The sequence below is a fragment of the Kribbella sp. NBC_01484 genome, from assembly GCF_036227145.1.
Taxonomy (GTDB): domain Bacteria; phylum Actinomycetota; class Actinomycetes; order Propionibacteriales; family Kribbellaceae; genus Kribbella.
Map to the genome: position 1 here is coordinate 1,263,707 of NZ_CP109437.1, position 24,161 is coordinate 1,287,867.

Annotated in this window: 25 protein-coding genes; 10 read left to right on the plus strand and 15 right to left on the minus strand. The window is 69.5% G+C overall.

Annotated elements, in window-relative coordinates; genetic code table 11:
- Positions 1-317 precede the first annotated feature (317 nt).
- Together OG555_RS06125 and OG555_RS06130 are read right to left on the minus strand one after the other, a co-directional pair.
- Entirely contained in the window at positions 318-3,305 is a 2,988-nt protein-coding gene (locus tag OG555_RS06125; RefSeq protein WP_329484776.1) for a glycine--tRNA ligase, read from the minus strand.
- Positions 3,306-3,359: 54 nt separating this feature from the next.
- Complete coding sequence (locus OG555_RS06130) at positions 3,360-3,896, minus strand: TetR/AcrR family transcriptional regulator (RefSeq protein WP_329481751.1); 537 nt, start codon at positions 3,894-3,896, stop codon at positions 3,360-3,362.
- Between the two features lie 86 nt (positions 3,897-3,982).
- On the opposite strand from OG555_RS06130, the gene OG555_RS06135 reads away from it, so the two are divergent.
- Positions 3,983-4,888, plus strand: coding sequence for a TIGR03564 family F420-dependent LLM class oxidoreductase (locus OG555_RS06135; RefSeq protein WP_329481752.1), 906 nt, complete (start codon positions 3,983-3,985; stop codon positions 4,886-4,888).
- Positions 4,885-5,706 carry an alpha/beta fold hydrolase gene (locus OG555_RS06140; protein WP_329481754.1) on the plus strand — a complete coding sequence of 274 codons (822 nt, stop codon included), beginning with the start codon at positions 4,885-4,887 and terminating at the stop codon, positions 5,704-5,706. Before OG555_RS06135 ends, OG555_RS06140 begins: the two co-directional genes overlap by 4 nt.
- Here OG555_RS06140 and OG555_RS06145 read toward each other — a convergent pair.
- Positions 5,662-6,021, minus strand: coding sequence for a winged helix-turn-helix transcriptional regulator (locus OG555_RS06145; RefSeq protein ID WP_329481756.1), 360 nt, complete (start codon positions 6,019-6,021; stop codon positions 5,662-5,664). The genes OG555_RS06140 and OG555_RS06145 overlap by 45 nt on opposite strands.
- A 71-nt stretch (positions 6,022-6,092) precedes the next feature.
- On the opposite strand from OG555_RS06145, the gene OG555_RS06150 reads away from it, so the two are divergent.
- The 3 genes from OG555_RS06150 to OG555_RS06160 all read left to right on the plus strand — a co-directional run bounded on the left by OG555_RS06150 (position 6,093) and on the right by OG555_RS06160 (position 7,884).
- Positions 6,093-6,401, plus strand: a complete 309-nt coding sequence (locus tag OG555_RS06150) for an alcohol dehydrogenase catalytic domain-containing protein (protein ID WP_329481758.1) — start codon at positions 6,093-6,095, stop codon at positions 6,399-6,401.
- Positions 6,402-7,037: an NADP-dependent oxidoreductase gene (locus OG555_RS06155; RefSeq protein ID WP_329481759.1), complete on the plus strand. Its 636-nt coding sequence runs from the start codon at positions 6,402-6,404 to the stop codon at positions 7,035-7,037. It begins immediately after the preceding gene.
- A gap of 220 nt (positions 7,038-7,257) precedes the next feature.
- Positions 7,258-7,884, plus strand: a complete 627-nt coding sequence (locus tag OG555_RS06160; protein ID WP_329481761.1) for a superoxide dismutase — start codon at positions 7,258-7,260, stop codon at positions 7,882-7,884.
- Between the two features lie 69 nt (positions 7,885-7,953).
- Here the strand turns inward: OG555_RS06160 and OG555_RS06165 are convergent, their stop codons facing one another.
- From OG555_RS06165 to OG555_RS06195, 7 genes are all read right to left on the minus strand, one after another.
- On the minus strand, positions 7,954-8,739 hold the full coding sequence (locus OG555_RS06165) for an alpha/beta fold hydrolase (protein WP_329481762.1): 786 nt from the start codon (positions 8,737-8,739) through the stop codon (positions 7,954-7,956).
- Positions 8,736-9,509: an alpha/beta fold hydrolase gene (locus OG555_RS06170; RefSeq protein ID WP_329481764.1), complete on the minus strand. Its 774-nt coding sequence runs from the start codon at positions 9,507-9,509 to the stop codon at positions 8,736-8,738. Before OG555_RS06170 ends, OG555_RS06165 begins: the two co-directional genes overlap by 4 nt.
- A 272-nt stretch (positions 9,510-9,781) precedes the next feature.
- A complete protein-coding gene (locus OG555_RS06175) occupies positions 9,782-11,038 on the minus strand; it encodes an RNA polymerase sigma factor (protein WP_329481766.1) in 1,257 nt (418 codons plus the stop codon).
- Between the two features lie 276 nt (positions 11,039-11,314).
- Entirely contained in the window at positions 11,315-11,689 is a 375-nt protein-coding gene (locus OG555_RS06180) for a YciI family protein (RefSeq protein ID WP_329481768.1), read from the minus strand.
- Positions 11,690-11,773: 84 nt separating this feature from the next.
- Positions 11,774-12,130: a YciI family protein gene (locus OG555_RS06185; protein WP_329481769.1), complete on the minus strand. Its 357-nt coding sequence runs from the start codon at positions 12,128-12,130 to the stop codon at positions 11,774-11,776.
- An 18-nt stretch (positions 12,131-12,148) separates the two neighbouring features.
- Positions 12,149-13,657: an LCP family protein gene (locus OG555_RS06190; RefSeq protein WP_329481771.1), complete on the minus strand. Its 1,509-nt coding sequence runs from the start codon at positions 13,655-13,657 to the stop codon at positions 12,149-12,151.
- Between the two features lie 87 nt (positions 13,658-13,744).
- Positions 13,745-14,419 (minus strand): SDR family NAD(P)-dependent oxidoreductase, encoded by a 675-nt coding sequence (locus OG555_RS06195; RefSeq protein ID WP_329481773.1) that lies wholly within the window; start codon positions 14,417-14,419, stop codon positions 13,745-13,747.
- A gap of 55 nt (positions 14,420-14,474) precedes the next feature.
- Here OG555_RS06195 and OG555_RS06200 point away from each other — a divergent pair, with 55 nt between their 5' ends.
- Both OG555_RS06200 and OG555_RS06205 read left to right on the plus strand, forming a co-directional pair.
- Positions 14,475-15,419 (plus strand): NAD-dependent epimerase/dehydratase family protein, encoded by a 945-nt coding sequence (locus OG555_RS06200; RefSeq protein WP_329481774.1) that lies wholly within the window; start codon positions 14,475-14,477, stop codon positions 15,417-15,419.
- Positions 15,420-15,478: 59 nt separating this feature from the next.
- A complete protein-coding gene (locus OG555_RS06205) occupies positions 15,479-16,306 on the plus strand; it encodes a hypothetical protein (RefSeq protein WP_329481776.1) in 828 nt (275 codons plus the stop codon).
- Here OG555_RS06205 and OG555_RS06210 read toward each other — a convergent pair.
- Together OG555_RS06210 and OG555_RS06215 are read right to left on the minus strand one after the other, a co-directional pair.
- On the minus strand, positions 16,260-17,135 hold the full coding sequence (locus tag OG555_RS06210) for a hypothetical protein (protein WP_329481778.1): 876 nt from the start codon (positions 17,133-17,135) through the stop codon (positions 16,260-16,262). The two genes, OG555_RS06205 and OG555_RS06210, sit on opposite strands and share 47 nt — an antisense overlap.
- Before the next feature lie 26 nt (positions 17,136-17,161).
- Positions 17,162-18,094, minus strand: a complete 933-nt coding sequence (locus OG555_RS06215) for a GntR family transcriptional regulator (protein ID WP_329481780.1) — start codon at positions 18,092-18,094, stop codon at positions 17,162-17,164.
- Between the two features lie 78 nt (positions 18,095-18,172).
- On the opposite strand from OG555_RS06215, the gene OG555_RS06220 reads away from it, so the two are divergent.
- A complete protein-coding gene (locus OG555_RS06220; RefSeq protein ID WP_328526415.1) occupies positions 18,173-18,757 on the plus strand; it encodes an HhH-GPD-type base excision DNA repair protein in 585 nt (194 codons plus the stop codon).
- A gap of 120 nt (positions 18,758-18,877) precedes the next feature.
- Positions 18,878-19,468: a TIGR03086 family metal-binding protein gene (locus tag OG555_RS06225; protein ID WP_329481782.1), complete on the plus strand. Its 591-nt coding sequence runs from the start codon at positions 18,878-18,880 to the stop codon at positions 19,466-19,468.
- Here OG555_RS06225 and OG555_RS06230 read toward each other — a convergent pair.
- From OG555_RS06230 to OG555_RS06240, 3 genes are all read right to left on the minus strand, one after another.
- Positions 19,418-20,653: an FAD-dependent monooxygenase gene (locus tag OG555_RS06230; protein ID WP_329481784.1), complete on the minus strand. Its 1,236-nt coding sequence runs from the start codon at positions 20,651-20,653 to the stop codon at positions 19,418-19,420. The two genes, OG555_RS06225 and OG555_RS06230, sit on opposite strands and share 51 nt — an antisense overlap.
- A 103-nt stretch (positions 20,654-20,756) precedes the next feature.
- Positions 20,757-22,778, minus strand: coding sequence for an NADPH-dependent 2,4-dienoyl-CoA reductase (locus OG555_RS06235; RefSeq protein WP_329481786.1), 2,022 nt, complete (start codon positions 22,776-22,778; stop codon positions 20,757-20,759).
- A 118-nt stretch (positions 22,779-22,896) separates the two neighbouring features.
- Complete coding sequence (locus OG555_RS06240) at positions 22,897-23,439, minus strand: PadR family transcriptional regulator (protein ID WP_329481787.1); 543 nt, start codon at positions 23,437-23,439, stop codon at positions 22,897-22,899.
- Between the two features lie 202 nt (positions 23,440-23,641).
- Between OG555_RS06240 and OG555_RS06245 the strand changes: the two genes are divergently transcribed.
- Complete coding sequence (locus OG555_RS06245) at positions 23,642-24,160, plus strand: cation:proton antiporter regulatory subunit (RefSeq protein WP_329481788.1); 519 nt, start codon at positions 23,642-23,644, stop codon at positions 24,158-24,160.
- Position 24,161: the final 1 nt, after the last annotated feature.

A 24,161-nucleotide genomic window follows, 5' to 3' on the forward strand; every position in this document is an offset into this window, starting at 1 on the left:
GCGATCAAATCTCCCGGTCACCGGCAGGGGCACGATCTGTCGACAGGACTCAAACGGTCCAGGAGGTACAAGTGCTCACCCACCGGCGGCTCACCAGCCCCGAGTCTGCCCGACGGCGACCCGGTAACTCTCATTAGGAGGTATCCGCCCCGGGCCGGGCGAGGCCAGGCGTGAATGCCTCGCCCGACCACACCCCTGGACCGACACCTCCTGTCGAGCTTGCACACCAGCCGACCTCGCTCACTTCGCCCACACACCCAGCAGAAGAGGCCCAAATCGTGGATCGTGGTCGCGTCCCCCCAGGGCGGGGAGGGCGGTTACGTGGATGGGTTGAGGCTGGTGCCCAGGGCCTGCCAGTCGAGGACCGGGGCGGCCAGGGCGTTGATGGTGGCCAGCAGGCCGAGGCGGGCGGCGCGGATCTCCGGGTCCTCGGCCATCACCAGGATCTCGTCGAAGAAGGTGGTGACGGGCTCGACCAGGACCGAGGCGGCGCTGACGAAATCAGCCAGCGCGGTCGGTGCCTGGCCGACCTTCTGGACGGCCTCGTGCAGGACGACCTCGGCCGGCTCGGTCAGCTTGCTCGCGTCGTACGACGCCTCAGTGCCTTCCGGCACGATCCGCCGCACCCGCTGAAGGACGGCGACCAGGTCGGCGAACTCGGTGCCAGTGACCAGCTGCTGCAGCGACGCCAGCGTCTCGTCCGCGACCACCGGAGCCGTTGCCAACGGCAACACTGCGGCGACCTGGTGGTGGTCGTCGCCACGGTCGAGCAGCTGCTGCTCGTAGCGCCGGACGGTGAACTCGGCCACCTCGTCGAGCGACTCCGCCGGTACGTCGATGCCCTGGGCACCGATCTCCGCCGCGGCGGCCTGCAGACCGATGGGCAGCGTGATCGCCCGCAGCTCTGGGTGCTCGCGCAGGATCGCGACCACGCCGGCAGCAGCGCGACGAAGGGCGAACGGGTCGGAACTACCCGTCGGCTTCGCGCCGATGCCGAACAGCCCGGCCAGCAGGTCGAAGCGATCCGCCAGCGCCAGCAGCGCACCCGGAGTCGTCGATGGCACCGGGTCCCCGGCCGACCGGGGCAGCTCCATGTCGTACAGCGCCTGCGCGACCCCTTCGGTCTCACCGGCCCGGCGCGCGTACTCGCGGGCCATCGTGCCGGCCAGACTGGTCAGCTCGACCACCATCTGCGACCCGAGATCGAACTTCGCCAGCTCGGCCGCCCGCTTCAGCGTGGTCAGGTCGTCGTCACCCAACTCGACCGTCGACGCCAGCGACAGCGCGATCCGGCCGATCCGCCCGGCCCGGTCCGCCATCGAACCGAGCCGCTCCTCGAAGGCCAGCTTCTCCAGCTCGATCTTCATGTCCTCGAGCGACGTCTCCAGATCGGCCCGCCAGAAGAACGCGGCGTCCTCGTAGCGTGCCCGCAGCACGGCCTCGTTGCCGCCGCGGACCACGTCCTCGTCGACCGAACCGTTGGCCACGGCAACGAAGTGCGGCAGCAGCTTGCCGTCAGCGTCCCGCACCGGCAGGTACCGCTGGTGCTTGCGCATCACGGTGGTGAGGATCTCGCCGGGCAGCTCCAGGTAATCGGCGGAGAAACCACCGAGGATCGAGGCCGGTTCCTCGACCAGGTTGACGATCTGGTCGAGGAGTGCAGCCTCGCCCTCGACGTCGACCGTGCCGCCGGCGCCCACGGCCAGCTCGCGCGCCGCGGTCACGATCTGCTCGCGCCGCCGGGCCGGGTCGGCCTCGATGCCGTGGATCCGGAGCAGGTCCAGGTACCCCTCGGCCGCGGCGATCTCCACCTTCGGCTGCGCGGCGTTGCGGTGAACGCGGGTGATCCGGCCCGCGGCCAGCGTCGACACCGACACCGGGACGACCTGGTCGCCCAGCAGCGCGACCAGCCAGCGGATCGGCCGGGTGAACGACAGCTTGGCGTCGTTCCAGCGCATGTTCTTGTCCGACCGCAGTCCGCTGACGATCTCGCTCAGTACGCCGCTCAGCACCTCGGCGGCCCCGCGACCCGGGTCCGGCTTGGTCACCGCGACGTACTCGACGCCGTCGACGTCCAGATCGTGCAGCTCGCTGACGTCGACACCCTGACCACGGGCGAACCCGGCGGCGGCCTTGGTGACGTTGCCGTCGGCGTCGTACGCGGCCGACTTCCGCGGGCCGCGCACAACCCGCTCGGCGTCGGGCTCACCGGACTGCACACTGGCGACGAACGCGATCACCCGGCGCGGCGTCGCGTACGTCGTGATGTCGCCGTGGCCGAGCCGTGTCGCGGCCAGCTTCTCGGCGAGGGCGGTCTTCACGGCCTCGGCGGTCTTGGTGACCTCGGACGGCGGCATCTCCTCGGTGCCGATCTCGAAAGTCAGCTGCCGGGTCCCGCTGCTGGCAGGGAACTCAGTGGGCTCCGGCGCAGCGGCTGGCAGCTCCGCGATCCCCAGCGGGTACTCGAGCTCGGCGCGGCGCTCGGCCCACAGGCGCGAGACCTCGCGGGCCAGGGTCCGCATCCGGCCGAAGGCCTTGGCGCGTTCCGTCGTACTCACGGCGCCGCGGGCGTCGAGCACGTTGAACGTGTGCGAGCAGCGCAGCACCATGATGTGCGCGGGCACCGGGAGCCGGTCGTCGATCATCCGGCGGGCCTCGTTCGCGAACTCCTCGAACAGGCGCTTCTGCGACTCGACGTCGGCGTCGTCCAGGTAGTACCGGCTCATCTCGTACTCGGCCTGGCCGAACGCCTCGCCGTACGAGATGCCCGGGGCGTAGGAGATGTCCTTGAAGTGCGAGACGCCCTGCAGCGCCATCATGATCCGCTCGATGCCGTAAGTGATCTCCACCGACACCGGGTCCAGCGTCATGCCACCGGCCTGCTGGAAGTAGGTGAACTGGGTGATCTCCAGGCCGTCCAGCCAGACCTCCCACCCGAGACCCCACGAGCCCGTCGCCGGGTTCGCCCAGTTGTCCTCGACGAACCGGATGTCGTGCGCGTGGATGTCGATCCCGAGCACTTCCAGGCTGGCCAGGAACAGCTCCTGCGGGTTGCCCGGGTCCGGCTTGAGCACCACCTGGAACTGGGTGTGGGTCTGCAGGCGGTTCGGGTTCTCGCCGTAGCGGCTGTCGTCGGGCCGGACACTCGGCTCGACGTACGCGACCCGCCACGGCTCGGGACCGAGCACCCGCAGGATCGTCGCCGGGTTCAGCGTCCCGGCTCCGACCTCGGTGTTGAACGGCTGCACGATCATGCAGCCCCGGTCGGTCCAGTACTTCGTCAGCGCCAGCAGCGCGTCCTGCATGGTGAGCACAGCGAACCTCGAGCCATCTTCCGGAGGGGTTTCCGGGAACGAAGTCTATTCGCCCCGGCCGGATGCCACGCCCCGGATAACCAGGTCGAGCAGCCGGCCGGCCTGGGCGGTGTCCTGATCGCTCGCCAGCGAGATGCCGTTGACCAGTTTCAGCAGGTCGTCGACCGCCACGTCATCCGGCACCGCGCCGTCCTTCTGAGCCCGCACCAGCAGGCTCCGGCCGGCGTCGAGGATGCGGGCGTGACACTGCGAACCCCGCTCGGCAATCAGCTTCAACGCCGGCCCGAGACCGCGGCTCGTCGTGATGTGACGGACCAGGTCGTGCAGCCAGATCGTCAACGCCTGCAGGGGTTCCGGGTGATGCTGGAGTTCGTCGGCGCGTGCGCAAACCGCGTCGATGCTGGTGTCGAACACCGCCTCCAGCAGCGCGACCCGCCCGCCGAAGTGCCGGTGCAGGGTCGCCGATCCGACCCCGGCCCTTCTGCTGATCTCCTCCAGCGAGGCCTCGGCACCCTGTTCCGCGACGACCTCGGCGGCGACCGCGACCATCCGGTCGTAGTTCCGCTGCGCGTCAGCCCGCATGATCAAGTCCCTTGCTAACCGGGGTGGTCCCCCATATCGTACCAGCCATAACCGGGGACCTGCCCCGTTTATCTCTGGAGGCTTGGATGCAGATCGGACTGACGTACGGCGACGTTCGGGGACAACGCGACCCCGGAGTGATCGCCGAGCAGATCCAGGCGACGAGCGGCACCGCGTGGATCTCTCAAGGGCCGAACCTCGACGCCCTCACGACGCTCGCGGTTGTCGGCGAAGGTCCCGCCGAGCTCGGCACCGCGGTGGTGCCGTTTCCACAGCGGCATCCGTTGGTGCTGGCGAGCCAGGCGCTGACCGTGCAGGCGGCCACGGGCAATCGTTTGACCTTGGGGATCGGCGCGGGGATCTCGCTGATGGTCGGCGGGATGTTCGGTCTGCCGACTGACCGGCCGGCTCGCCGACTGCGCGAGTACCTGGAGGTACTGCGACCGTTGCTGCGCGGCGAGGCTGTCGACCATCATGGCGAGACACTAACCGCGGTTGGATCAGTCACCGTCGAAGATGCGAAGGCGCCGCCTGTACTGGTAGCCGCGCTCGGTCCGGCGATGCTGCGAGTGGCGGGTGAGCTCGCGGACGGGACCATCACCTGGATGACTGGGCCGCGCACTCTCGCCGATCATGTCGTCCCCTCGATCACCAAAGCCGCGGATACTCCACCGCGGATCGTGGCCGGCTTCGCGGTGTGCGTGACGGCCGAGGAGGACGCCGTACGCGCGCGGTTCGCAAGCGACTTCGCGCTGGCCGGACAGGTGCCGGAGTATCGGGCGATGCTCGACCGCGAGGGAGTCGACGGTCCGGCCGACGTACTGCTCGCTGGCGACGAGGACGCCGTCGCCCGGCAGATCGACCAGCTCCGCGACACCGGCCTCACCGACCTGATGCTCGCGCCGATCGGTACGCCGACCGAGCAGCAGCGGACTATGGAGTTCCTCAGCGGGTGTCCATCGGGGCGGGTGCCGTTCGTGGAGACGACATGAACAACACACTGGTGGTTCCCGAGGCGGAGTTGTACTACGAGGTGCGTGGGACCGGACCGTTGGTGGTCCTGGTCGGTGCGCCGATGGATGCGGACGCGTTCGCGCCCCTGGCCGACCTGCTGGCCGACGACTACACAGTCCTGACGACGGATCCGCGCGGCGTGAAGCGCAGTCGGCTTCACGCCGGCGGTACGTCGACACCGGAGCAGCGCGCCGACGACCTGGCCCGGTTGATCCGGCACGTCGATGCGGGCCCCGCGACGGTGCTCGGTTCGAGTGGTGGCGCGGTCACCGTGCTGGCGTTGGCCCAGGCCCACCCCGACGTCGTGAGCACGGTGATCGCGCATGAGCCGCCGCTCGACCGGCTCGTGGACGACGCTGACGAGCTGCTCGCCAGGTCCGAGCAGATGATGGCCGACTACCTCGCCGGGGATGTGATCGGCGCGTGGAAGCAGTTCTTCGCGCTGGCGAACATCCAGGTGCCCGACGGCATGATCGAGGGGATGTTCGGCGGCGAGCGGGATCCGCAGCAGGTGGCCGACGAGCGGTTCTGGTTCGCCCACGAGATGCGTGAGTCGATCACGTGGCTGCCGGACGTGGATCGGCTGCGGGACAGCGGCGTACGGATTGTGATCGGCATCGGTGAGGGGTCGACCGGTCAGCTGTGTGACCGGACCTCGACCGCGCTGGCTGAACGCCTCGGCATCACGCCGACGCGGTTCCCCGGTGACCACACCGGCTTCGTCGGCGTACCGGACGAGTTCGCGAAGGCGCTACGCGGTGAGCTGGTCCAGGTGGGTCTCGACCCACGTGCGTAACGCGGCGAGGGGCTTGGACACGCTGTGGCCGAGGTCGGTGAGTGAGTACTCCACGTGCAGCGGCACGGCGGGGTAGATCTCCCGATGCAGGAAGCCGTTCTCCTCGAGGCGGCGCAGAGTCTGGGTCAGCACCTTCGGGCTGATCCCCTGCAGCCGTCGCTGCAGCTCACCGAACCGCAGCGGGCCGTCCTCCAGCGCACCGATCGCGAGGGCGGCCCACTTGTTCGCGAGCAGATCAAGGATCTCCCGGCACGGACACTGCGCGGCGTACACGTCGTGCTTGTCGTGCATCCCGGTCGCACAGGTGGTCGACATACCTTCGTACTTCCCTATAGATAGTAGTGGTCCTCGCGGGATACTACCGTCCCAGAGATAGCTTGCGGGCCATGAGAGCCATCAGTCAAGACATCTTCGGCGGCCCTGAGGTCCTGCACCTCGTCGAGGCCGACCGCCCCACGCCGCTTCCCACCGAGGTGCTGGTCCGCGTCCACGCGGCCGGCGTGAACCCGGTCGATGCCAAGACCCGTGCGGGTCAGGGCGTCGCCGGCATCCTCGGAGATCCGCCGTTCATCCTCGGCTGGGACGTGTCGGGTGTCGTCGAGGAGATCGGCCACGGCGTCCACACCCTCGCGGTCGGCGACGAGGTCTACGGGATGCCGTGGTTCCCACGGGCAGCTTCGGCGTATGCGGAGTAAGTGACCGCGCCGTCGCGGCACTTCGCCCGCAAGCCGGCCAACCTCGGCCACACCGATGCAGCCGCGGTTCCGCTGGCCGGACTCACGGCGTACCAGATCCTGACCGCGCTGGCCGGCGTAGAGAAGGGTCAGCGGGTGCTGATCCACGCGGCCGCGGGTGGGGTCGGGCACCTGGCCGTGCAGTTCGCCAAGGAGCTCGGCGCGTACGTCGTCGGCACGGCGAGCGCCGGTAAGCACGAGTGGCTGCGGAGCCTCGGCGCGGACGAGGTGATCGACTACCACTCGGCGGACGTGGCCGAGGCGACCGGGGACATCGACGTCGCGGTCGACCTGGTCGGCAGTGAGACCACGCTGGTTCAGTCCGTGGCCGTCACCAGGCCGGGTGGCCTGGTGGTCGCCGTACCGTCCGGGACCTCGCCGGAGCTGCTCGCCCGCGCTGCGGAGTCCGGTGTCCGGGTGGCGTCGTACCTGGTCGAACCCGACGGTCACGCACTCGCCGAGATCGCAGCGCTGATCGAGTGCGGAGCGGTCCGGGCCGAGGTCGAGGAGGTGTTCCCGCTGGCGGCTGCGGCCGCTGCACACCGGCGGATGGAGGACGCCCGGACCCGGGGCAAGCTGGTGCTCGCGATCAGGTGAGACGCCGCCGTGGATCCTGCGGGGCAGTATGTGAAGCTGGGGGTGTTCGGTGCGTGCGCCGTGTGAACGGCGGTCGCACCGGGCACCGGTCGGAGGTGCTGCCTGGCCCGTCCCACAGCGTGGCGCCTTGACCTCAACCGTGGTTGAAGTTTCAAGCTGGTGCCGCTGAGACAGGACATCGCAGATATCGGCCCCCGCGGGCCCCGACGAAGGAGCAGAGTTGACCACGTACACGCTTCCCGACCTCCCCTACGACTACGGCGCACTGGCGCCGAGCATCGCCGGCGAGATCATGGAGCTGCATCACGACAAGCACCACGCCACCTACGTGAAGGGGCTGAACGACACCCTGGACAAGCTGGCCGAGGCCCGCGAGAAGGGTGACTTCGGCTCGATCGTCGGGCTGGAGAAGACGCTGGCCTTCAACCTCGGCGGGCACGTCAACCACTCGATCTTCTGGAAGAACCTGTCTCCGGACGGTGGCGACAAGCCGGACGGCGAGCTGGGCGCGGCGCTCGACGAGTCCTTCGGCTCGTTCGACGCCTTCCAGGCCAACTTCACCGCCAGCGCCACCACGATCCAGGGCTCGGGCTGGGCGATCCTCGGCTGGGACGCGCTGGGCGGCAACCTGCTGATCCACCAGCTGTACGACCAGCAGGGCAACCTGCCGGCCGGGCAGATCCCGATCGTGATGCTGGACATGTGGGAGCACGCCTTCTACCTGCAGTACAAGAACGTGAAGCCGGACTACGTGAAGGCCTGGTGGAACGTGGTGAACTGGGCCGACGCGCAAGCCCGCTTCGACGCCGCGCGCGCCGGCGCCGGCGCGCTGGTCACCGGCGCCTGACGCGAACAGTTGCTTGTGTCCGAAGAACCGAGGGTTGTAGCCCTCGGTTCTTCGGACGTAACGGTTCCATCAGCGCAAGAACTCGGTCACGACCGGGGCGATCGCGCCGGTCTTGATCATGTGGTTCTGGCCTGGCACCTCTTGGCACTCGGCACCGGGCACGGCGTCGGCCACCGCGCGTACGGCGGTCTTCATCCAGGCCGGGCTCTTCCCGCCGTAGACCGTCAGCACCGGGCTCTCGATTCCGGCCCACTGCGCCGCGTCCAGCGGCCGGCCGGCCACATTGGCGCCGACGACGCGGGCGTCGTACGGAAGGGTCGGGGCCATCGCCTTCAGGTGCTTCCAGGCCGGCATCAGCCTCAACATCGCGACGAACGGCCCGGGCAGGCCGATCACCTTCGTCATGAAGTACTTCACCGCGTCCGCCGGACCGCGGGACTCGAGGTCCTCGACCCAGGTCGCAGGCACCGGCTTGCGGCTGTCGTCGACGACGAACGGCGGCTCGAACGCGACCAGCTTCTCGATCGCCACCCCCGCCGCCGCGGCCCGCAGCGCCAGCGCCGCCCCGGACGACGAGCCGTACACGTACGCCGAACCACCCGCGGCCTCGATCACGGCAGCCAGGTCCTCGATCTCGCGATCCACTGCGTAGCTGTCCGCGTCGCCGGACTCGCCTCGGCCACGCCGGTCGTAGTTGTAGACCGTGAAGTGACTTGCCAGCTCCTCGGCGAGCTCGGGCATCGGCCCCTGGGCTCGCCCGCACAGCGCACCGTCGACCAGCACCATGGCCGGCCCCTCACCACGCCGGTCATAGGCGATCGTCGTACCGTCCTTGGAAAACACTGTGCTGGTCATGCGAAGAACTCCTTCAGGAACGGAGCCAGCGCGGCTGGGTCGACATTGTGCTGCTGATCGGGGACCACGCGGCCGGTCGCGCCCGGGATCACGTCCTGGACGGCCTGGTTGCCGAGCTTCATCCACTCCTCCGACGCGCCGCCGGTGAAGACCCGGGTCGGTACCGTCACCGTTGCCGCGGCGGCCGGGATCGAGTAGTCGCCCATCACGGTCGCGTCGTACGCGAGCGTGTGCGCGATCGCCTCCTGAGCCGGCCACCACGGCGACTCCTTCGCCATCGCGACGAAGTCGGCCGGCAGCCCGACTACCTCGGCCATGAAGTACTCGGCCGCCTTGTCGCGGCGACCCTCGGCGACGAAGGCCCTGTAGATCGACGCGGTGTCGGCCGGCGGCCGCTTCCGCGTGCCCTCGAGGATGTACGGCGGCTCCCAGAGCGCGAGCTTGGTCACCGGGCGACCGGCCGCGGTGGCGAGCAGGGCGAGCGCCGCACCGGACGAGGTCCCGTACAGGCAGGCCGGTGCGCCGACAGCCGCGAAGATCGCGTCCAGGTCCTCGAACTCGTGCTCGACCGTGTACTCCGGCGCATCGCCGGAGTCGCCGCGGCCACGGCGGTCGTAGTTGTAGACGGTGTGGTTCTGCGCCAGCAGCGCTGCCAGCGGGGCGTTCGACATCCGGTCCACCGAGCCGCCGCAGACGAGGACCACCGCGGGTCCCTCGCCGAGCCGGTCGTACGCGATGGCGGTGCCGTCCGCCGAAGTGACCTTCTCCATGATGTTCCTCCAGGTTCAGCGGGCCACTCAGCTGGCCTCACCTACCGCGTCGAACAACGCCACCCAGAATCGACACCCGCGTTGAGGTCGTTACCCCACTCGGCTCCCGCCCGGGGCAATTTCAGCGGAGAACCTCGCAGCTGGTCCCTTCTCCCACCGCATGCGCGGGGTGAAAGGACCAGATCAGGGGTGGACCCCGCACCTGGCCGCCGGGGCCGGCTTCGGGGTGGTGATCACGCCGGACTATCTTCCCAGCCTTGCTTGACGCGGCATCAGCAGGCGGCGGCGCGTTCGAGCAGGAGGGTGCGTTCGCGTTCGTTGCGGGTGAGGGCGGCAGCCTTCTCGAATTCCTGGCGGGCCTCGGCGAGGCGGCCCAGTTTGAACAGCAGGTCGCCGCGGACGCTCGGGAGCAGGTGGTAGTCCTTCAGGGACGGGTCGTCGGCGAGCGCGTCGACGGCTTCCAGCCCGCGTTGCGGGCCGAACGCCATGGAGATCGCGACCGCCTGGTTGAGCTCGACGACCGGTGACGGCGTGACTTGGGCGAGGATCGCGTACAGGCCGGCGATGCGGGCCCAGTCCGTGTCGTCGGGGTCGGCGGCGCGGGCGTGGCAGGCGGCGATCGCGGCCTGGAGAAGGTACGGGCCGGGCGGTTTCTCCAGGGCCCAGGCGTGGTCGAGACCTGCGAGGCCGCGGCGGATCAGCAGCCGATCCCAGCGGCGACGGTCCTGGTCGAGCAGGAGGACCGGCTCACCCTCGGGGCCGATCCGCGCGTTGGCACGCGACGCCTGCAGCTCCATCAGCGCGAGCAGACCGTGGACCTCGGGCTCGTCCGGCATCAGCTCGGCCAGCAGCCGGCCGAGGCGCATCGCCTCGTTGCACAGCGCCGGGCGCATCCAGTCGTCGCCGGCGGTCGCGGAGTAGCCCTCGTTGTAGATCAGGTAGACGACCTCGAGCACCGCCGACAGCCGCTCGAGCAGCTCGTCGCCGGCCGGCACCTCGAACTGCACGTTCGCCTTGGCGAGGTTGCGCTTGGCCCGGACGATCCGCTGGGCGATCGTCGGCTCCGGGGCGAGGAACGCGCGGGCGATCTCGTCGGTCTTCAGACCGCCGAGCAACCGCAGCGTCAGCGTGACCCGCGCATCCATCGTGAGCACCGGGTGGCAGGCCGTGAACACCAGCCGGAGGAGGTCGTCCTCGATGTGGTCCTCGAGAATCGCTTCGACGTCGTCCTCGACGCTGTCGCCGTCGATCTCCAGCTCGTGACCCATCTCGGCGAGCTTGCGCTGGTAGGTCTCCTTGCGCCGGATCAGGTCGATCGCGCGCCGCTTGGCGATCGCCATCAGCCAGGCGCCGGGATTGTTCGGTACGCCGGACTCCGGCCACTGCTCGAGCGCCGCCACGAGCGCGTCCTGCGCCAGCTCCTCGGCCAGCCCGACGTCGCGCACGATCCGGGCCACGCCCGCGATGATCCGGGCCGACTCGATCCGCCAGACCGCGTCAACCGCCCCGGCCGCCTCGATAACTGTCACCCGCCGATAGAACAACACCCCACGTCCAACATCAACCCACCCCTCCCCCGCAGCACGCCAACCCCCCCCCAGCTCAGGGGGCTGCCCCTCCAGCCGAAGGGTTGCCCACCCGGAATCTCAGGGGGCAACCCTCCAGCTCAGGGGCTGCCCCTCCAGCTGGAGGGTTGCCCAGTCGGAATCTCGGGGGGCAACCCTCCAGCTCAGGGGCTGCCCCTCCAGCTGGAGGGTTGCCCAGTCGGAATCTCGGGGGGCAACCCTCTGGCTGTGGGGGCAGGCTCAGGTGTAGAGGTCCGAGTTCGGATCGAAGTCGGCTTCTTCGACGACGCGGCGGACCTCGACCTCGTTGCCCAGGGCTTCGGCCAGGCGGGCGGCCCACTCGACGGCCTCGTCCCGGTTGCGGACCTCGACGACGATCACGCCGCCGATCAGTTCCTTGGTCTCGGCGAACGGGCCGTCGGTGACCGTGCGCCTGCCGTCCTCGACCTTCACCCGGGCGCCGAGCGAACTGCGGTGCACGCCCTCCGCGAACAGCAGTACGCCGGCCTTCGACAGGTCCTCGACGACCTTCCCGACCCCCTCGGCCACCTCCGGCGCCGGCAACCTCCCCGCCTCGCTGTCAGCGTCCGCCTTGTTGATGATCATGTAGCGCATTGCACCCGCTCCTCGTCGTGTCGGTCGACCACTTACTCTCACGTCGAGCGACCCACCACCAGATCGACAGCAGATCCGCAGCAATCAGTCGGTCGTTGCGTCGGCGATCGAGCGGGGTCGCCGGACGCGGGAGAACTGGAGGTTGCCGGCGGGCATCATCCACGTCATGACCTCGACCGCCAAGCGGCCGGCTCGGACCGCCGGATCGGCTTCGGCATGGTTGCGAGCTGTCGCGGCGTCCACCGACCAGATGGAGAAGCCACGGTAGCGCTCGTTGTCCTGGTCCACGAGCGGTCCCCGAGCCAGGACCAGCCCACGCTCCTGCATGTCCGCGCCGTGCGCCAGGTGCCGGTCCTGCCGTTCGTCTGCCTCTTCGTCCGTCATCGCAGGCGCGTCCGGCCGTAGCGTCAGCAGGATCACGGTGTAGCGGTCGAAACGCATGACGCCGAACCTACGCCCCTAGTTGGGCTGATCGCCGTTGGGCTGATAGGCGCAGGCGTCGACGAGGTTCTGCGTCGGGCCGGCCGGCGTCGGCGGCGGAGTGACGGGCCTGCGGGCCGACTTCGAGGGCGTCGGCGGGGTGGTCGGCGTAACGGCCGGCGCCGGGTCGGCTTCGAGAGCCTTCTCGACGGTGTCGCGCAGGGCGCCGTAGTCGGGGTGCAGGTACTTCAGCCGCAGCTTCGACGCGTCGAGGGTGACGTTGGAGACGGTCGCCGACTTCACCTTGAGTGCGAGCTCGACCAGTGCGGGCAAGAGCTCCTGCGGGATGTCGGTGCGCAGCAGGTGCTGACCGGCCTTGGCGATCGCCCGGTACTTCGTCACCAGTGTCTGCGGGTCCGCCGCGTCGACGATGCCTTTGATCGCGCACCGCTGGCGGACCTGCCGCTGGTCGTCGTCGGCGCCGTACCGGCCGCGGGCGAACCACAGCGCGTGCCGGCCGTCCAGATGCTGCCTCGGCCCACGCTCGATCCACTCGGACGGCGGGATGTGTGAGCTGCTGATCCCGCCCATCGCGACCCGCTCGTTGACGTTGACGGTGATCCCGCCGATCGCGTCCACCAGCTCCGGGAAGCCCTGCAGGTTGACCTGCAAGTAGTAGTCGAGCTTCAGCCCGGTCGCCTCGCCCACCGACTGCTTCAGCACGTCGGCGCCCTCGTTGTCGGACGGTCCGAGGATGCCGGGGTGCGCGTCGGGGATGTTCTGGTACATCGCGGTCAGCATCCACTCCAGCCGGCCGTCAAGGCTGAGGCCCTCCTTGCCGAAGCCCTCCGGGTAGATCCTGTGCAGCGGCGAGTCGCTCGGGAACGGCATGAAGGTGAGGTTGCGCGGCAACGAGATCAGCGCCGTGTTACCGGTCCTGGTGTCGATGCTCGCCACGATCACCGTGTCGGTCCGGACGCCGACCCGGCTCGGTGCGTCGTCACCGCCGATCAGCAGCAGGTTGAGCCGTGGCCGGTCCTCCCAGGGATCCTTGACGTTGACCACCGTCGGCCGGGTCGCGCTCTTGCTCTCCGCCTGCGCCTGGAACACGTCCTGCACGAGGGTGCGCTGCGCGAGCACGCTCTGTACGCCGAGGGCCGCCGGGGCCGCGATCGCGAAGCACAGCATGCCGACGAACACCGCGCCGATCGCCCGCCCGCCGCGCCCGCCCGTTGCCGGACGCAACGACCGGTGCGAGGCGACGATCACCATGATCCAGAGGAACGCCAGCACCCCGATCGCGACCGAGGTCATCAGCAGCCGGCTCGGTACGACGGCCGCCGCGAGGACCTGGTCCCGCCGGGTGAGACCGACGTACACGCCCAGGCCGACCAGCCCGAGGGTGAGGGTGAGGACGAACGCGCCGATCCGGCGGCGACCGCCGGCGATCAGTCCGAGCCCAGGCAACAGCGCGCCCAGTAGCGTCAGACTCAGCAGCTTCGGCACCGACCGTGGCCGGTTGGCTGCGGCGCGCGCACTTCTCCCCATGGCTCCCCTGTCGCCGTCCCCAGATCCAGTGTGCGTCAAGTACCCGCACCTGTACCTCCTCAGACGTATTACAGGGTCAATCGGTTGTCATACGGACAGATGGGCACCCGCGAAACCGTCGACCTCGACGAGGGTCCGGACGACGGTCGCGATGCGCGCCGGCGGGGTCCATTTGGTGGTGTCGGCCTTCGGCCTCTCGGCCCGGTTGGCGGGGGTGTCGATGGTGCCGGGGATGATCGTGTTCACCCGGATGCCATCGCGTGCATACTCCGCGTGCAGTGCGTCCGCGAACGCGATCACGCCGGCCTTCGCGGTGATGTATCCGGCCGCGCCGGAGAAGGGTCGCTGCGCCGCGCCACTCGACGTACAAACGATCGCTCCAGCACCCGCGGCAAGCAGATGCGGCAGCACGCCCTGAGTGATCAGGTACGTCGGGCGCAGGTTGAGCCGGAGTTGTTCCTCGAAGTCCTCGATCGGGGTCTCGTGCACCCGCGCGCCGGAGGCGAAGCCGCCGATCAGGTTGACCAGTGCGGTCAGTGGGGCGGCCTCGTCGGACGTGGCCAGCGCGACGACGTCCGCCGTACCGGCCGTGTCGAAGGGATCGGCGATCACCGGGTTGAGGGCCGGGTCGGTGCCGAGCCGGGCGAGGGATTCCTCGGTCCGCCCCGGGACCACGACGCGCCACCCGGCCCGGAGGAACTCCGCGGTCACCGCGACCCCGAGCGCACCGGTGCCACCAGCAACCACCACAGTGTTGGTCATGGCGAGAGCCTAATCCGGTCGCGTGGGCAGTAAGCCGGGACTAGGTTGGTCGGTCGTGCGGATTCTGATGCTGGGTGGGAACGGGTTTGTCGGTCGCGCGGTCGTCGAGGACGCGCTGGCACAAGGCGCGGACGTCGCGTCCTTCAGCCGCGGAAGGAGTGGTACGGCGCTGCCGCCGGAGGTCACACAGTTGGTCGGCGATCGGGAGACCGGCGACTACGAGGCGTTGCGGACCGGCGAGTGGGATGCGGTCGTCGACCTGAGTGGCTTCCAGACGAAGCAGGTCGACGAGACGATGGACGTGCTCGGCGATCGGGTCGGACGGTACGTGTTCATCTCGAGTCACGCGGTGTACGTGCGCGACCTGCCGGCCGGGACCGACGAGACGGCGCCACGGAGGCCGCCGATGCGGGCGGCCGACGTACTCACGAACGAGACCTACGGGCCGTGCAAGGTCGCCTGCGAGGACGACATACTCGCGCGGTACGGCGACCGCGCGACGATCGTGCGTCCCGGCCGGGTCACAGGTCCCGGTGACTCGTCGGGCACGGCCCTCTACTGGGTACGACGTGGTGCCCGCGGCGGTCGGGTCGCACTGCCGACGAAGCCCGAGGCGCCGCTGCAACTCGTGGACAGCCGCGACGTCGCCCGGCTCGTTGTCCGGTTGATCACGGACGAGCGCCCGGGCGCGTACAACGCGATCGGCCCCGACAGCACGATCGCCGAACTCATCACCACCGCCGCCGATCTCGCCGGCACCACGGTCGACATCGTCGAGGTCCCCTTCGACTCCGTCCCGCCCCGGTTCCCGCTCATCGACCCCGAGGCCGAATGGGGCGAACGCCGCCGCAACCCCGCCAAGGCACGAGCTGCCGGCATGCCGGTCACTCCCCTCCGCCGAACAGTCGCCGACGTCCTCACCTGGGACGATGCCCGCGGCAAACCCGAACTCGGAATCGGGCTGACACCCGAGGAAGAAGCCGATCTCCTGAGCAACTAAAGCGGTGACGACCAACGTTTATCAGGTAGGCACCAAGATCTGTCACAGGGGAGAGTTGGGTGAATCGGGATCATTCGTTCCTGGATAGCATCAGCGGGACCGTTGGCGCTCTCCTTGTCGGCCTTGGGCTGATAGGTGGTGCCGCAGCCCTCGTCGTGGCGGAGACCCCGAACGGCGCTCGCGACGTGCGCGCCTACGAGGCCGCACCGCGCTGTCTCGCCGCTCCGTCCACACGGGCCGAATGCCGCTGGACAGGCGAGTTCACCGTGTCCGACATCTACCTGAACCACTACATGAGGGACAAGAACAGCAGCGCGGTCCTGATCAGCGCGCACGGCGCCAGGTGGAACACGTTCTACGGAAACACTGGTCCCGTCCTGGACCACCTCGACGAGGGCGACCGCGTCACCGGCACCATCTGGCGCGGCCGGCTGACCGAGATCACGGCCAAGGGCGCCGTCCAGGAGACCACCAGGGCCCCGGCCGACATGCGCGCGCGGTCCTTCGAGGCGGCACTCTTCCTGGTCCCCAGCGGCCTGCTCATCACAGTCGCCTGCGTCTGGCGGCTACTGCGCCGCCGCGGCGACCCGACCCGGGGGATGGAAGCCACCGTGTTCGCGGGCATCGCGCTGCCGTTCCTAGGGCTCTTCTGCGCAGCCCTGGTCGGAGCCTTGCTCGAACTCCTGTCGCTGAGCATGGATGAGATCGTCTGGCCGTTCGCGGCCGTCCTTCTCCCCGCCGCCATCCTGGCCGTCTCGATCCGCCGGGACTCGAAGGAACCGGCGTACCACCGGGTCGATCTCACACACGTCCGGGGAACTTCAACCCCTCGCCGGAGTGCTACTCGGGGAGGGCGAGGGTTCTTCCGGCGTCGCGGGCGGCGTTGATGGTTCGGGTGAGGGTCTCCTTGAGGGCGGTGGCTTCGTCGGCGAAGCCTTGCACGAGCGAGGTGTCGCCGACCGGCTCGGTGCGGGCCAGGAGCTCGATGTAGCGATCGCCGTCGCCCAGCGCCGCCTCGGCGCGGAGGGCGGCGTCGGCGGAGCGGACCCGGTCGGCGTAGTGGTCGAGCAGATCGACCTTGCGTTTGATCGCGTCCACCGACAGCGCGAGGGCCCGGCGCTGCGGCCCGAGGACAGCCTCCAGCTCGGCGGTCGCCATCCCACGAGCTACGTCGCGCTGCCGGGCCCGCAGCACGGTGTGCTCCCGCAGCACCTGCGCGATGTCCCAGAGCTGCTCGGGCAGAACCAGCTCGTTCTTCATCTCGTCGAGCAGCCCGCGTTGGGTAACTGTTGCCTCGAGCACCGTTTTCACCGCGCGCTGGGCCCGGCCGAGCAGCCGCGCCGCGGGCGCGTCGAAGTCCTCCGGCAGCAGGTACTTCCCGTGCTGCAACCGGACCGCCTTGTGCCCGCGATCCTCCATCCCCGACTTCACCAGGATCCCGCCGGTCGCGACCACCGCGATCCCGGCGAGCGCCACCGCCGACCAGGCGGCGACCGCGACCGGCAGCGTCCCGGCCAGGAAGATCAGCGCCAGGATCCATCCGCCGACACAGACCGTGATCCACACCAGCAGCGTGCCGAACGTGTTCGCAGGAGCAACCGACCACGACGTCTCCCGCTTCGGCCGCGGCGCCGAGGCCGGGACGAACAACTCGGGCCGGTGTTCGTACAACCGCCGTACGCCGACCGGCACGTCAGGCGCGAACACAGGGTCCACAGTCACCTCCTCGAGACCGTCAGTACTCAGCGTAGCGGCGCGAGTCTCACTTCGAGTCCGTCCAGCACCAGTCCGAGACCGAACTCGAACAGCCGGTCCAGGTCGTAGTCGAAGTCGAAGCCGTCCGCGAGCAGCTCACGGAACCCGATCAGGTTCCCCTTGGCGACCAGCGCGGCCATCTGGCCGCTCTGCCGGTCGACCCATTCGTCGGCGGTCAGCCCGGTGTCCTGCTCGGCGTACGCCTCGGTCTCCATCGCCAGCGCCACCCCACGGACGAACGCGAACACAGAGATCGCGGCGTACAGCGCGTCGCTCTTGTCGACCCCGCGGAGCGCACGCAGGACGGCATCGGTGTGCGGCAGGAGGTTCGGCAGCAGTTGCGGGCGGCCGAGGCTGACCGCGCTCGCCAGCCACAGATGCCGCCGGTACGCCGCCCACTGCGACCGGGCCACCGCGGCGACCCCGTCCCGCCAACCGTCCGGCGCCTCGGTCAACGGGAACTCGCCCATGGCGGTGTCGACCATCTGCAGCACCAGCGCGTCCTTGCCGCCGACATACCGGTACAGCGCCATCGTCGACACCCCGAGCTCGGCCGCGATCCTGCGCATCGACAGCGCGCCGAGTCCCTCGGCGTCCGCGATCGCGATCCCCATCCGCACCACTTCGTCGCGATGGAGGTCCAGGCCGCCGTCCGCCGGTACGGCGCGACGAGCGCCGGCCTGCCGGGATCGCGTGGCCGAGCGTGGCGGCGGACCGACGACCGTCCCGACGCCCGGACTCGCATGCACCAGCCGCTCCTGCTGCAGCGCCTGCAACGCCTTCGTCGCGGTCGCCATCGCGACCCCGAAGTCGCGCACCAGCGCCCGCGTCGACGGCACCCGGTCCCCCGGCCTCAGCTCGCCCGACTCGATCCGCCGCCGGAGCTCCGCAGCGATCACCTGGTACGGCGCCGCACCCATCAACCCTCCCGAACTAGTACGCATACATCGTACGCGCACTAGCCCACCGAGCCACCGCTTCGTGTCAAGATGGGCGCCATGCTGCGCGAACTCCACCTGACCGGCAACCCGGACGCCGACAAGTTGCTCAACGACGACCCGTTCGCCCTGCTGGTCGGCATGCTCCTGGACCAGCAGTACCCGATGGAGCACGCCTTCTCGGGGCCGCTGAAGATCGCCAACCGGATGGACGGCTTCGACCTGCACAAGATCGCCGCCACCGACCTCGACACGTTCGTCGAGCTCTGCGTGACTCCACCGGCCATCCACCGGTACGGCGGATCGATGGCCCGGCGGGTGCATGCCCTGGCCGAACACATCATCGCGAAGTACGACGGTGACACCGCGGGCATCTGGACCGCCGGCCGCCCCAAGCCCGACGGGGCCGAGGTGCTGAAGCGACTGAAGGCGCTGCCCGGGTTCGGCGAGCAGAAGGCCAAGATCTTCCTCGCACTCCTCGGCAAGCAGCGCGGGGTCCAGCCCAAGGGCTGGCGGGAGGCGGCCGGCAGCTACGGCGACCGTGGTTCGCACCGCTCGATCGCCGACGTCACCGACGCCGCGTCCCTCAACGAGGTCCGCTCCTTCAAGAAGGCCGCCAAGGCAGCCGCCGCGGGAACCGCCTGACCGCAGCCACCTCTCCCGGCCCCGCCGCGCGGGTTGTCCCTTGTGCTCACGCGGGTTCCTGCCGAATCACCTTCGAGCAGCCTATGCTCGCTGAGGCGGCAGGCGACGGGAGGAGCACGGATGGACATCCGGGATCTGGATCGTAGGGCCGGCGCAGTACTCGGGGAAGTCGTGATGCAGGTGCGACCCGAGCAGCTCTGGTATCCCACTCCCTGCCCGGACTGGACCGTTCGCGGCCTGCTCCGTCACATCGTCAGCGAGAACGAGGGCTTCGCCGCCGCGGCCCTGAACGGCTCGGCCCCCGTACAGACCTGGAACGGCGGCCGGCTCGGCGACAACCCGGCCGGCGCGTACCGGCGGTCCAACGTGGGGGTCGCGGACGCGTTCGCCGACGGCGGCGCACTCGACCGGCTGATGGAGGTCCGCGAGTTCGGCACGTTCCCGCGCCGGGTCGCGCTGACCTTCCACCAGCTCGACTGCGTCGTGCACGCCTGGGACCTGGCCCGGGCCATCGACGTCACCTACGACGCGCCGCCGGACATGGTCGAGGTGGCGCTCGCCCTGGCCCGCCGGATCCCTGACACCAAGGCCACCCGCGGCCCGGGCGCCGCCTTCGAGCGCAGTGTCAAGGTCTCCGGCAACGCCTCCGACTTCGACCAGCTACTCGGCCTGCTCGGCCGCAATCCGGACTGGGTCTCCCCGCTCGACTGAGTAGTCGGGCAGGTCGATCGCATCCGGCTTCGCGATCGCCATCTTGGCCAGGAGACCAGAGAACGGGCGGGACGTCATCACTCGCGTCGAGGTGTCGCGCAGCCGGACACCGACTGAGGTCATCGGCATCGCCATCTTGATCCCACCGGGCGGCAGTTCCATCCGCTGGTCGACGTACGCCTGCATCCGGGCCTGGTACGCCGGGAACGCCCGCAGGTGATCGCCGTCCGCGGCGGCGAGCTCTCCCGCCAGAACATAGGCGCCGACGAGCGACAGCGCCGTACCGTGGCCGGCCAGCGGTGAGCCGCAGTACCCGGCATCCCCGGCGAGGGCGAACCGGCCGCGCGACCACTCCGGTACGACGACGCGGCTGACGCTGTCGAAGTAGAAGTCGTCCGCGTTGCGCAGCCCGGCCAGGATGCGCTCGGTGTGCCAGCCGAGGCCCTCGAACCGCTCTCGCACCAAGGCTTTCTGCGCCTCGGCGTCGCGGCGGTCGTAGCTGAGCACCGGCGATCGGAAAGCCAGCAGAGCCCTCGCGAAGCGCGGGTTGTGGTCGGGCCGCAGTCCGACCCAGCGACCGCCGGGTGCGGAGTAGATCTTCATCCAGTCGTTCAGCGGTTCCGGGGTCTCGATGGTGAAGTACGACATGTAGCCGCCGAGGTGCTGTACGAACCGCTCCTCCGGACCGAACGCGAGCCGGCGGACCCGCGAGTGCACGCCGTCGGCCCCGACCACCAGGTCGAACCGCCGCTGCGTACCGCCGGCGAACGTCACCTCGACACCGCTCGCATCCTCGTCCAACTTGGCGACCGAATCGCCGTACAGGTACTCGATGTCGCCGGTCGCGTCGGCCAGGATCCCGGCGAGATCTCCACGGAGGATCTCGATCTCGGCGACCGGGCCCGCGCCGTCGAACAACTCGGCCGGCATCGCGGCCGCGCGCCGCCCGTTGGCCCGCACGTACTCCAGCCCACGCTCATGCATCTGCCGCTCCCCGACCGCGGCCATCAGCCCCATCCGCTCGACGACCACCCGGGACACCCCGCGCAGGTCCACGGTCTGCCCGCCCGGCCGCGGTCCCGGCGCGACCTCGACGACCGTCGGCGCAAACCCGAACCGTCGCAACCAGAACGCGACCGCCGGCCCCGCGATCCCCCCACCGGAGATCAATACTCGCTTCGTCATCCTGTCTCCTCACCTAGTGCGCGTACGCCGTAAACGGTGCACTGCAGTCCCCGCCCGAGGCGAGCGCGTACTAGAGCGCTCAGGTCGATGCCCTAGTACGCGATCACAGGGTGAGGGCTAGGCGGGTGGCCTGGTCTATGGCGCGTTTGGCGTCTAGTTCGGCGGCTATGTCGGCGCCGCCGATGAGGTGGATGGGGCGGTTGGCCGGGGCGAGTGCGTCGGCGAGGTCGCGGACCGGTTCCTGGCCGGCGCAGATGACGATGGTGTCGACGGCCAGGACGCGGGGGTTCTCGTGGTGCGGGCCGAAGGTGAGATGGAGGCCTTCGTCGTCGATGCGTTCGTAGTTGACGCCGCGGAGTTGCTCGACCTGCTTGCTCTTCAGTGCGGCGCGGTGCACCCAGCCGGTGGTCTTGCCGAGGCCGGCGCCGATCTTCCCGGGCTTGCGCTGTAAGAGGTACACCTTCCGCGGCGACGGCTCCGGCCTCGGGGTGGTCAGCCCACCAGGCGCGACGGTCGGATCCGCGACACCCCACTCGGCCTTCCACGCAGCGAGGTCGAGCGCAGGCGACGCCTCCGTGGTCAGGAACTCGCTCACGTCCACACCGATCCCGCCCGCGCCGATCACGGCAACGGTCGCCCCGACGGGCTTGCCTTCCCGGACGACCTCGACGTACGACAGGACCTTCGGGTGATCGATGCCCGGGATCGCCGGCACCCGCGGTACGACGCCGGTCGCGAGCACGATCTCGTCGAAGCCGGCGAGGTCGTCGGCCGTCGCGCGCCGACCTAGGTGCAGCTTCACACCGGTGAGCTCGAGCCGGCGCCGGTAGTACCGGATCGTCTCCGCAAACTCTTCCTTCCCAGGGATCCGCCGAGCGATCCCGAACTGCCCACCGATCTCCGGATCCGTCTCGAACAGCTCGACCCGATGCCCACGCTCGGCCGCCGTCACCGCGGCGGCCAGCCCGGCCGGGCCGGCCCCGACGACCGCGATGTTCTTCGTACGACGGGTCGGCAGCAACCGCAATTCGGTCTCACGAGCGGCCCGCGGGTTGACCATGCAGCTCGCCTTCTGCTTGGCGAACACATGGTCCAGGCAGGCCTGATTACACGCGATGCACACGTTGATCTCGTCGGCTCGATCGGTCGTTGCCTTGAGCACCCAGTCCGGATCGGCCAAGAACGGCCGGGCCATGCTGACCAGGTCGGCGTCGCCGCGGGCCAGCACCTCCTCGGCGACCTGCGGCAGGTTGATCCGGTTCGAGGTGACCACCGGGATGCCGACGTGCGGCTTGAACGCGGCGGTCACAGACGTGAACGCCGCCCGCGGCACCGAGGTCACGATCGTCGGCACCCGGGCCTCGTGCCAGCCGATGCCGGTGTTGATGATCGACGCACCGGCCGCTTCGATCTCCTTGCCCAGCGCAACGACCTCGTCCCAGGCCTGGCCGCCTTCGACCAGGTCGGCCATGGAGAGGCGATAGATGATCAGGAAGTCGTCTCCGACGCGTTCACGCGTCTGGCGGACGATCTCCACGGCGAGGCGGCGGCGGTTCTCCGGGCTGCCGCCCCACCGGTCGGTGCGCTTGTTCGTTCGCTCGGACAGGAACTGGTTGATGAAGTACCCCTCGGAGCCCATGATCTCGACGCCGTCGTACCCGGCTTCACGCGCCAGCGCCGCGCAGTCGACGTACGCCTTCAGTTGCTTGCGGACTCCACCGTCGGAGAGCGCCCGCGGTTTGAACGGGTTGATCGGCGCCTTGAGAGCCGAGGCGGACACGCTGAACGGATGGTAGGCATAGCGACCGGCATGCAGGATCTGGAGCGCGATCCGGCCGCCTTCGGCATGGACGGCGTCGGTGAGCAGGCGATGCTTGCGGGCCTGGCGGCGACTGGTCAGCCTGGACCCGAACGGCGTGAGCCAGCCGGTGCGATTGGGGGCATATCCGCCGGTCACCATCAGCCCCACACCACCACGAGCCCGCTCGGCGAAGTACGCGGCCAGCTTCGGCAAATCCTTGAGCCTGTCCTCGAGGCCGGTGTGCATCGACCCCATGATCACCCGATTGGGCAGCACGACGTGACCGAGATCCAACGGCGCGGCGACGTGTGGATAGGCGGTCATGGGGCCTCCCAGCGTGGACTGAGGAGCGTAGGGAGCGAAGCGACTGGAGCGACGAGGGAAGGCCGGGAGCCAAGGCCCCATGACCACGCCGGCGCCGAAGGCCCGGCCAAAGGCACAGTCATCGGTGGTCCTTCCCGAGGGCTTCGATCACTTCGTCGCACCAGTCCACGAACGACTCCTCGGCCCGGATCCCGCCGCGGAGCACGAGGTACTGGTGCAAGGCCCGCTCGTGCAGCTTGGCCGGCTTCGGGAAGTCCCGCTGCTGGATCCCGCGATATTCCTCGAGCCGCGTCGCATGCTCGGCCCGATGCCGCTCGATCTCCTGCAGTACGACGCCTGGGTCGCCGAGCGAGGCACCACGCAACTTCACCCCGAGCCCATCCCGCAGTACGGCGGGGTCCTCCCGCTCGGCCAGCCAGCGCGAGAACTCGTCCCGGCCCGCCGCGGACACCCGATAGACCTTCTTGTCCGGACGCCCCTCCTGGGCGATCTCGGTGTGCGTCACCCAGCCGGCCTCGTCCATCCGGCGCAACACCCGGTAGATCTGCTGGTGCGTGGCCGGCCAGAAGTAGCCGATCGACCGGTCGAACCGCCGAGCCAATTCGTAGCCGGACCCGTCCCGCTCGCTCAGCGCCACCAGGATCGCGTGCTCCAACGCCATACCGGCAGGCTATCTATGCAACCAGTTGCACTGCACCTGATTGCAGCCCAGATCACACGATCTCGCCGCTCCCCCGTCCGATGGGCCAGCCCACCAGATGGCGGGTTGGCACCCGGGATTCTGGTGGGCCAACCCGCCATCTGGTACGTCGACCCATGAGATTGCGCCACGCCAGGCCGACGCGACCGGGATGGGAGAATGGTTGCAGACGCCAGCTATCGCGGATCGGAGCATCATGGACCACCAGGCCCACCCGACCAGAACGACGTTGCCAGGGATCGGCACCCGGTACGACCTCATCACCGAAGGCGGCAAGCATGTGTCGGTGGTGGTGCACAACGACGGCCGGCGGTTCCTGGGCTTCCACGACCCCGAGGACGACGACGCCTGCAAGGACTCCGTCCCGCTGGATCCCGGTGAGGCCGCGGCGCTGGCGCAGTTGCTGATCCCCGCGCCGCTCGACCCGGTCCGCGGCGAGATCGAGATCGACCTGGTCACCGAACACATCCCGGTCACGGCCAGGTCGCCGTACTCGGGTCGCACCCTCGGTGACACCCAGGCCCGCAGCCGGACCGGCGCGTCGATCGTCGCCGTACTGCGGCGTCTCGGCGCGACCCCGTCGCCGGCCCCGGACTTCCGGTTCGCGACCGGGGACACGCTGGTCGTCGTGGGCACGCGTGAAGGTGTGGACGCCGTCGCCGATCTGATCGCGGGAGGGTGAC

What these genes read in the sequence shown, in the direction of transcription:
- OG555_RS06170 (WP_329481764.1), bottom strand. Translation starts at nt 9,509, where the DNA reads ATGGAGAAGGTCACTTCGGCGGACGGCACCGCCATCGCGTACGACCGG.
- OG555_RS06185 (WP_329481769.1), bottom strand. Translation starts at nt 12,130, where the DNA reads ATGCGTTTCGACCGCTACACCGTGATCCTGCTGACGCTACGGCCGGAC.
- OG555_RS06130 (WP_329481751.1), bottom strand. Translation starts at nt 3,896, where the DNA reads ATGCGGGCTGACGCGCAGCGGAACTACGACCGGATGGTCGCGGTCGCC.
- OG555_RS06135 (WP_329481752.1), top strand. Translation starts at nt 3,983, where the DNA reads ATGCAGATCGGACTGACGTACGGCGACGTTCGGGGACAACGCGACCCC.
- OG555_RS06195 (WP_329481773.1), bottom strand. Translation starts at nt 14,419, where the DNA reads ATGACCAACACTGTGGTGGTTGCTGGTGGCACCGGTGCGCTCGGGGTC.
- OG555_RS06235 (WP_329481786.1), bottom strand. Translation starts at nt 22,778, where the DNA reads ATGACCGCCTATCCACACGTCGCCGCGCCGTTGGATCTCGGTCACGTC.
- OG555_RS06145 (WP_329481756.1), bottom strand. Translation starts at nt 6,021, where the DNA reads ATGTCGACCACCTGTGCGACCGGGATGCACGACAAGCACGACGTGTAC.
- OG555_RS06125 (WP_329484776.1), bottom strand. Translation starts at nt 3,305, where the DNA reads ATGCAGGACGCGCTGCTGGCGCTGACGAAGTACTGGACCGACCGGGGC.
- OG555_RS06150 (WP_329481758.1), top strand. Translation starts at nt 6,093, where the DNA reads ATGAGAGCCATCAGTCAAGACATCTTCGGCGGCCCTGAGGTCCTGCAC.
- OG555_RS06230 (WP_329481784.1), bottom strand. Translation starts at nt 20,653, where the DNA reads ATGACGAAGCGAGTATTGATCTCCGGTGGGGGGATCGCGGGGCCGGCG.
- OG555_RS06180 (WP_329481768.1), bottom strand. Translation starts at nt 11,689, where the DNA reads ATGCGCTACATGATCATCAACAAGGCGGACGCTGACAGCGAGGCGGGG.
- OG555_RS06190 (WP_329481771.1), bottom strand. Translation starts at nt 13,657, where the DNA reads ATGGGGAGAAGTGCGCGCGCCGCAGCCAACCGGCCACGGTCGGTGCCG.
- OG555_RS06215 (WP_329481780.1), bottom strand. Translation starts at nt 18,094, where the DNA reads ATGGGTGCGGCGCCGTACCAGGTGATCGCTGCGGAGCTCCGGCGGCGG.
- OG555_RS06140 (WP_329481754.1), top strand. Translation starts at nt 4,885, where the DNA reads ATGAACAACACACTGGTGGTTCCCGAGGCGGAGTTGTACTACGAGGTG.
- OG555_RS06165 (WP_329481762.1), bottom strand. Translation starts at nt 8,739, where the DNA reads ATGACCAGCACAGTGTTTTCCAAGGACGGTACGACGATCGCCTATGAC.
- OG555_RS06240 (WP_329481787.1), bottom strand. Translation starts at nt 23,439, where the DNA reads ATGGCGTTGGAGCACGCGATCCTGGTGGCGCTGAGCGAGCGGGACGGG.
- OG555_RS06225 (WP_329481782.1), top strand. Translation starts at nt 18,878, where the DNA reads ATGGACATCCGGGATCTGGATCGTAGGGCCGGCGCAGTACTCGGGGAA.
- OG555_RS06220 (WP_328526415.1), top strand. Translation starts at nt 18,173, where the DNA reads ATGCTGCGCGAACTCCACCTGACCGGCAACCCGGACGCCGACAAGTTG.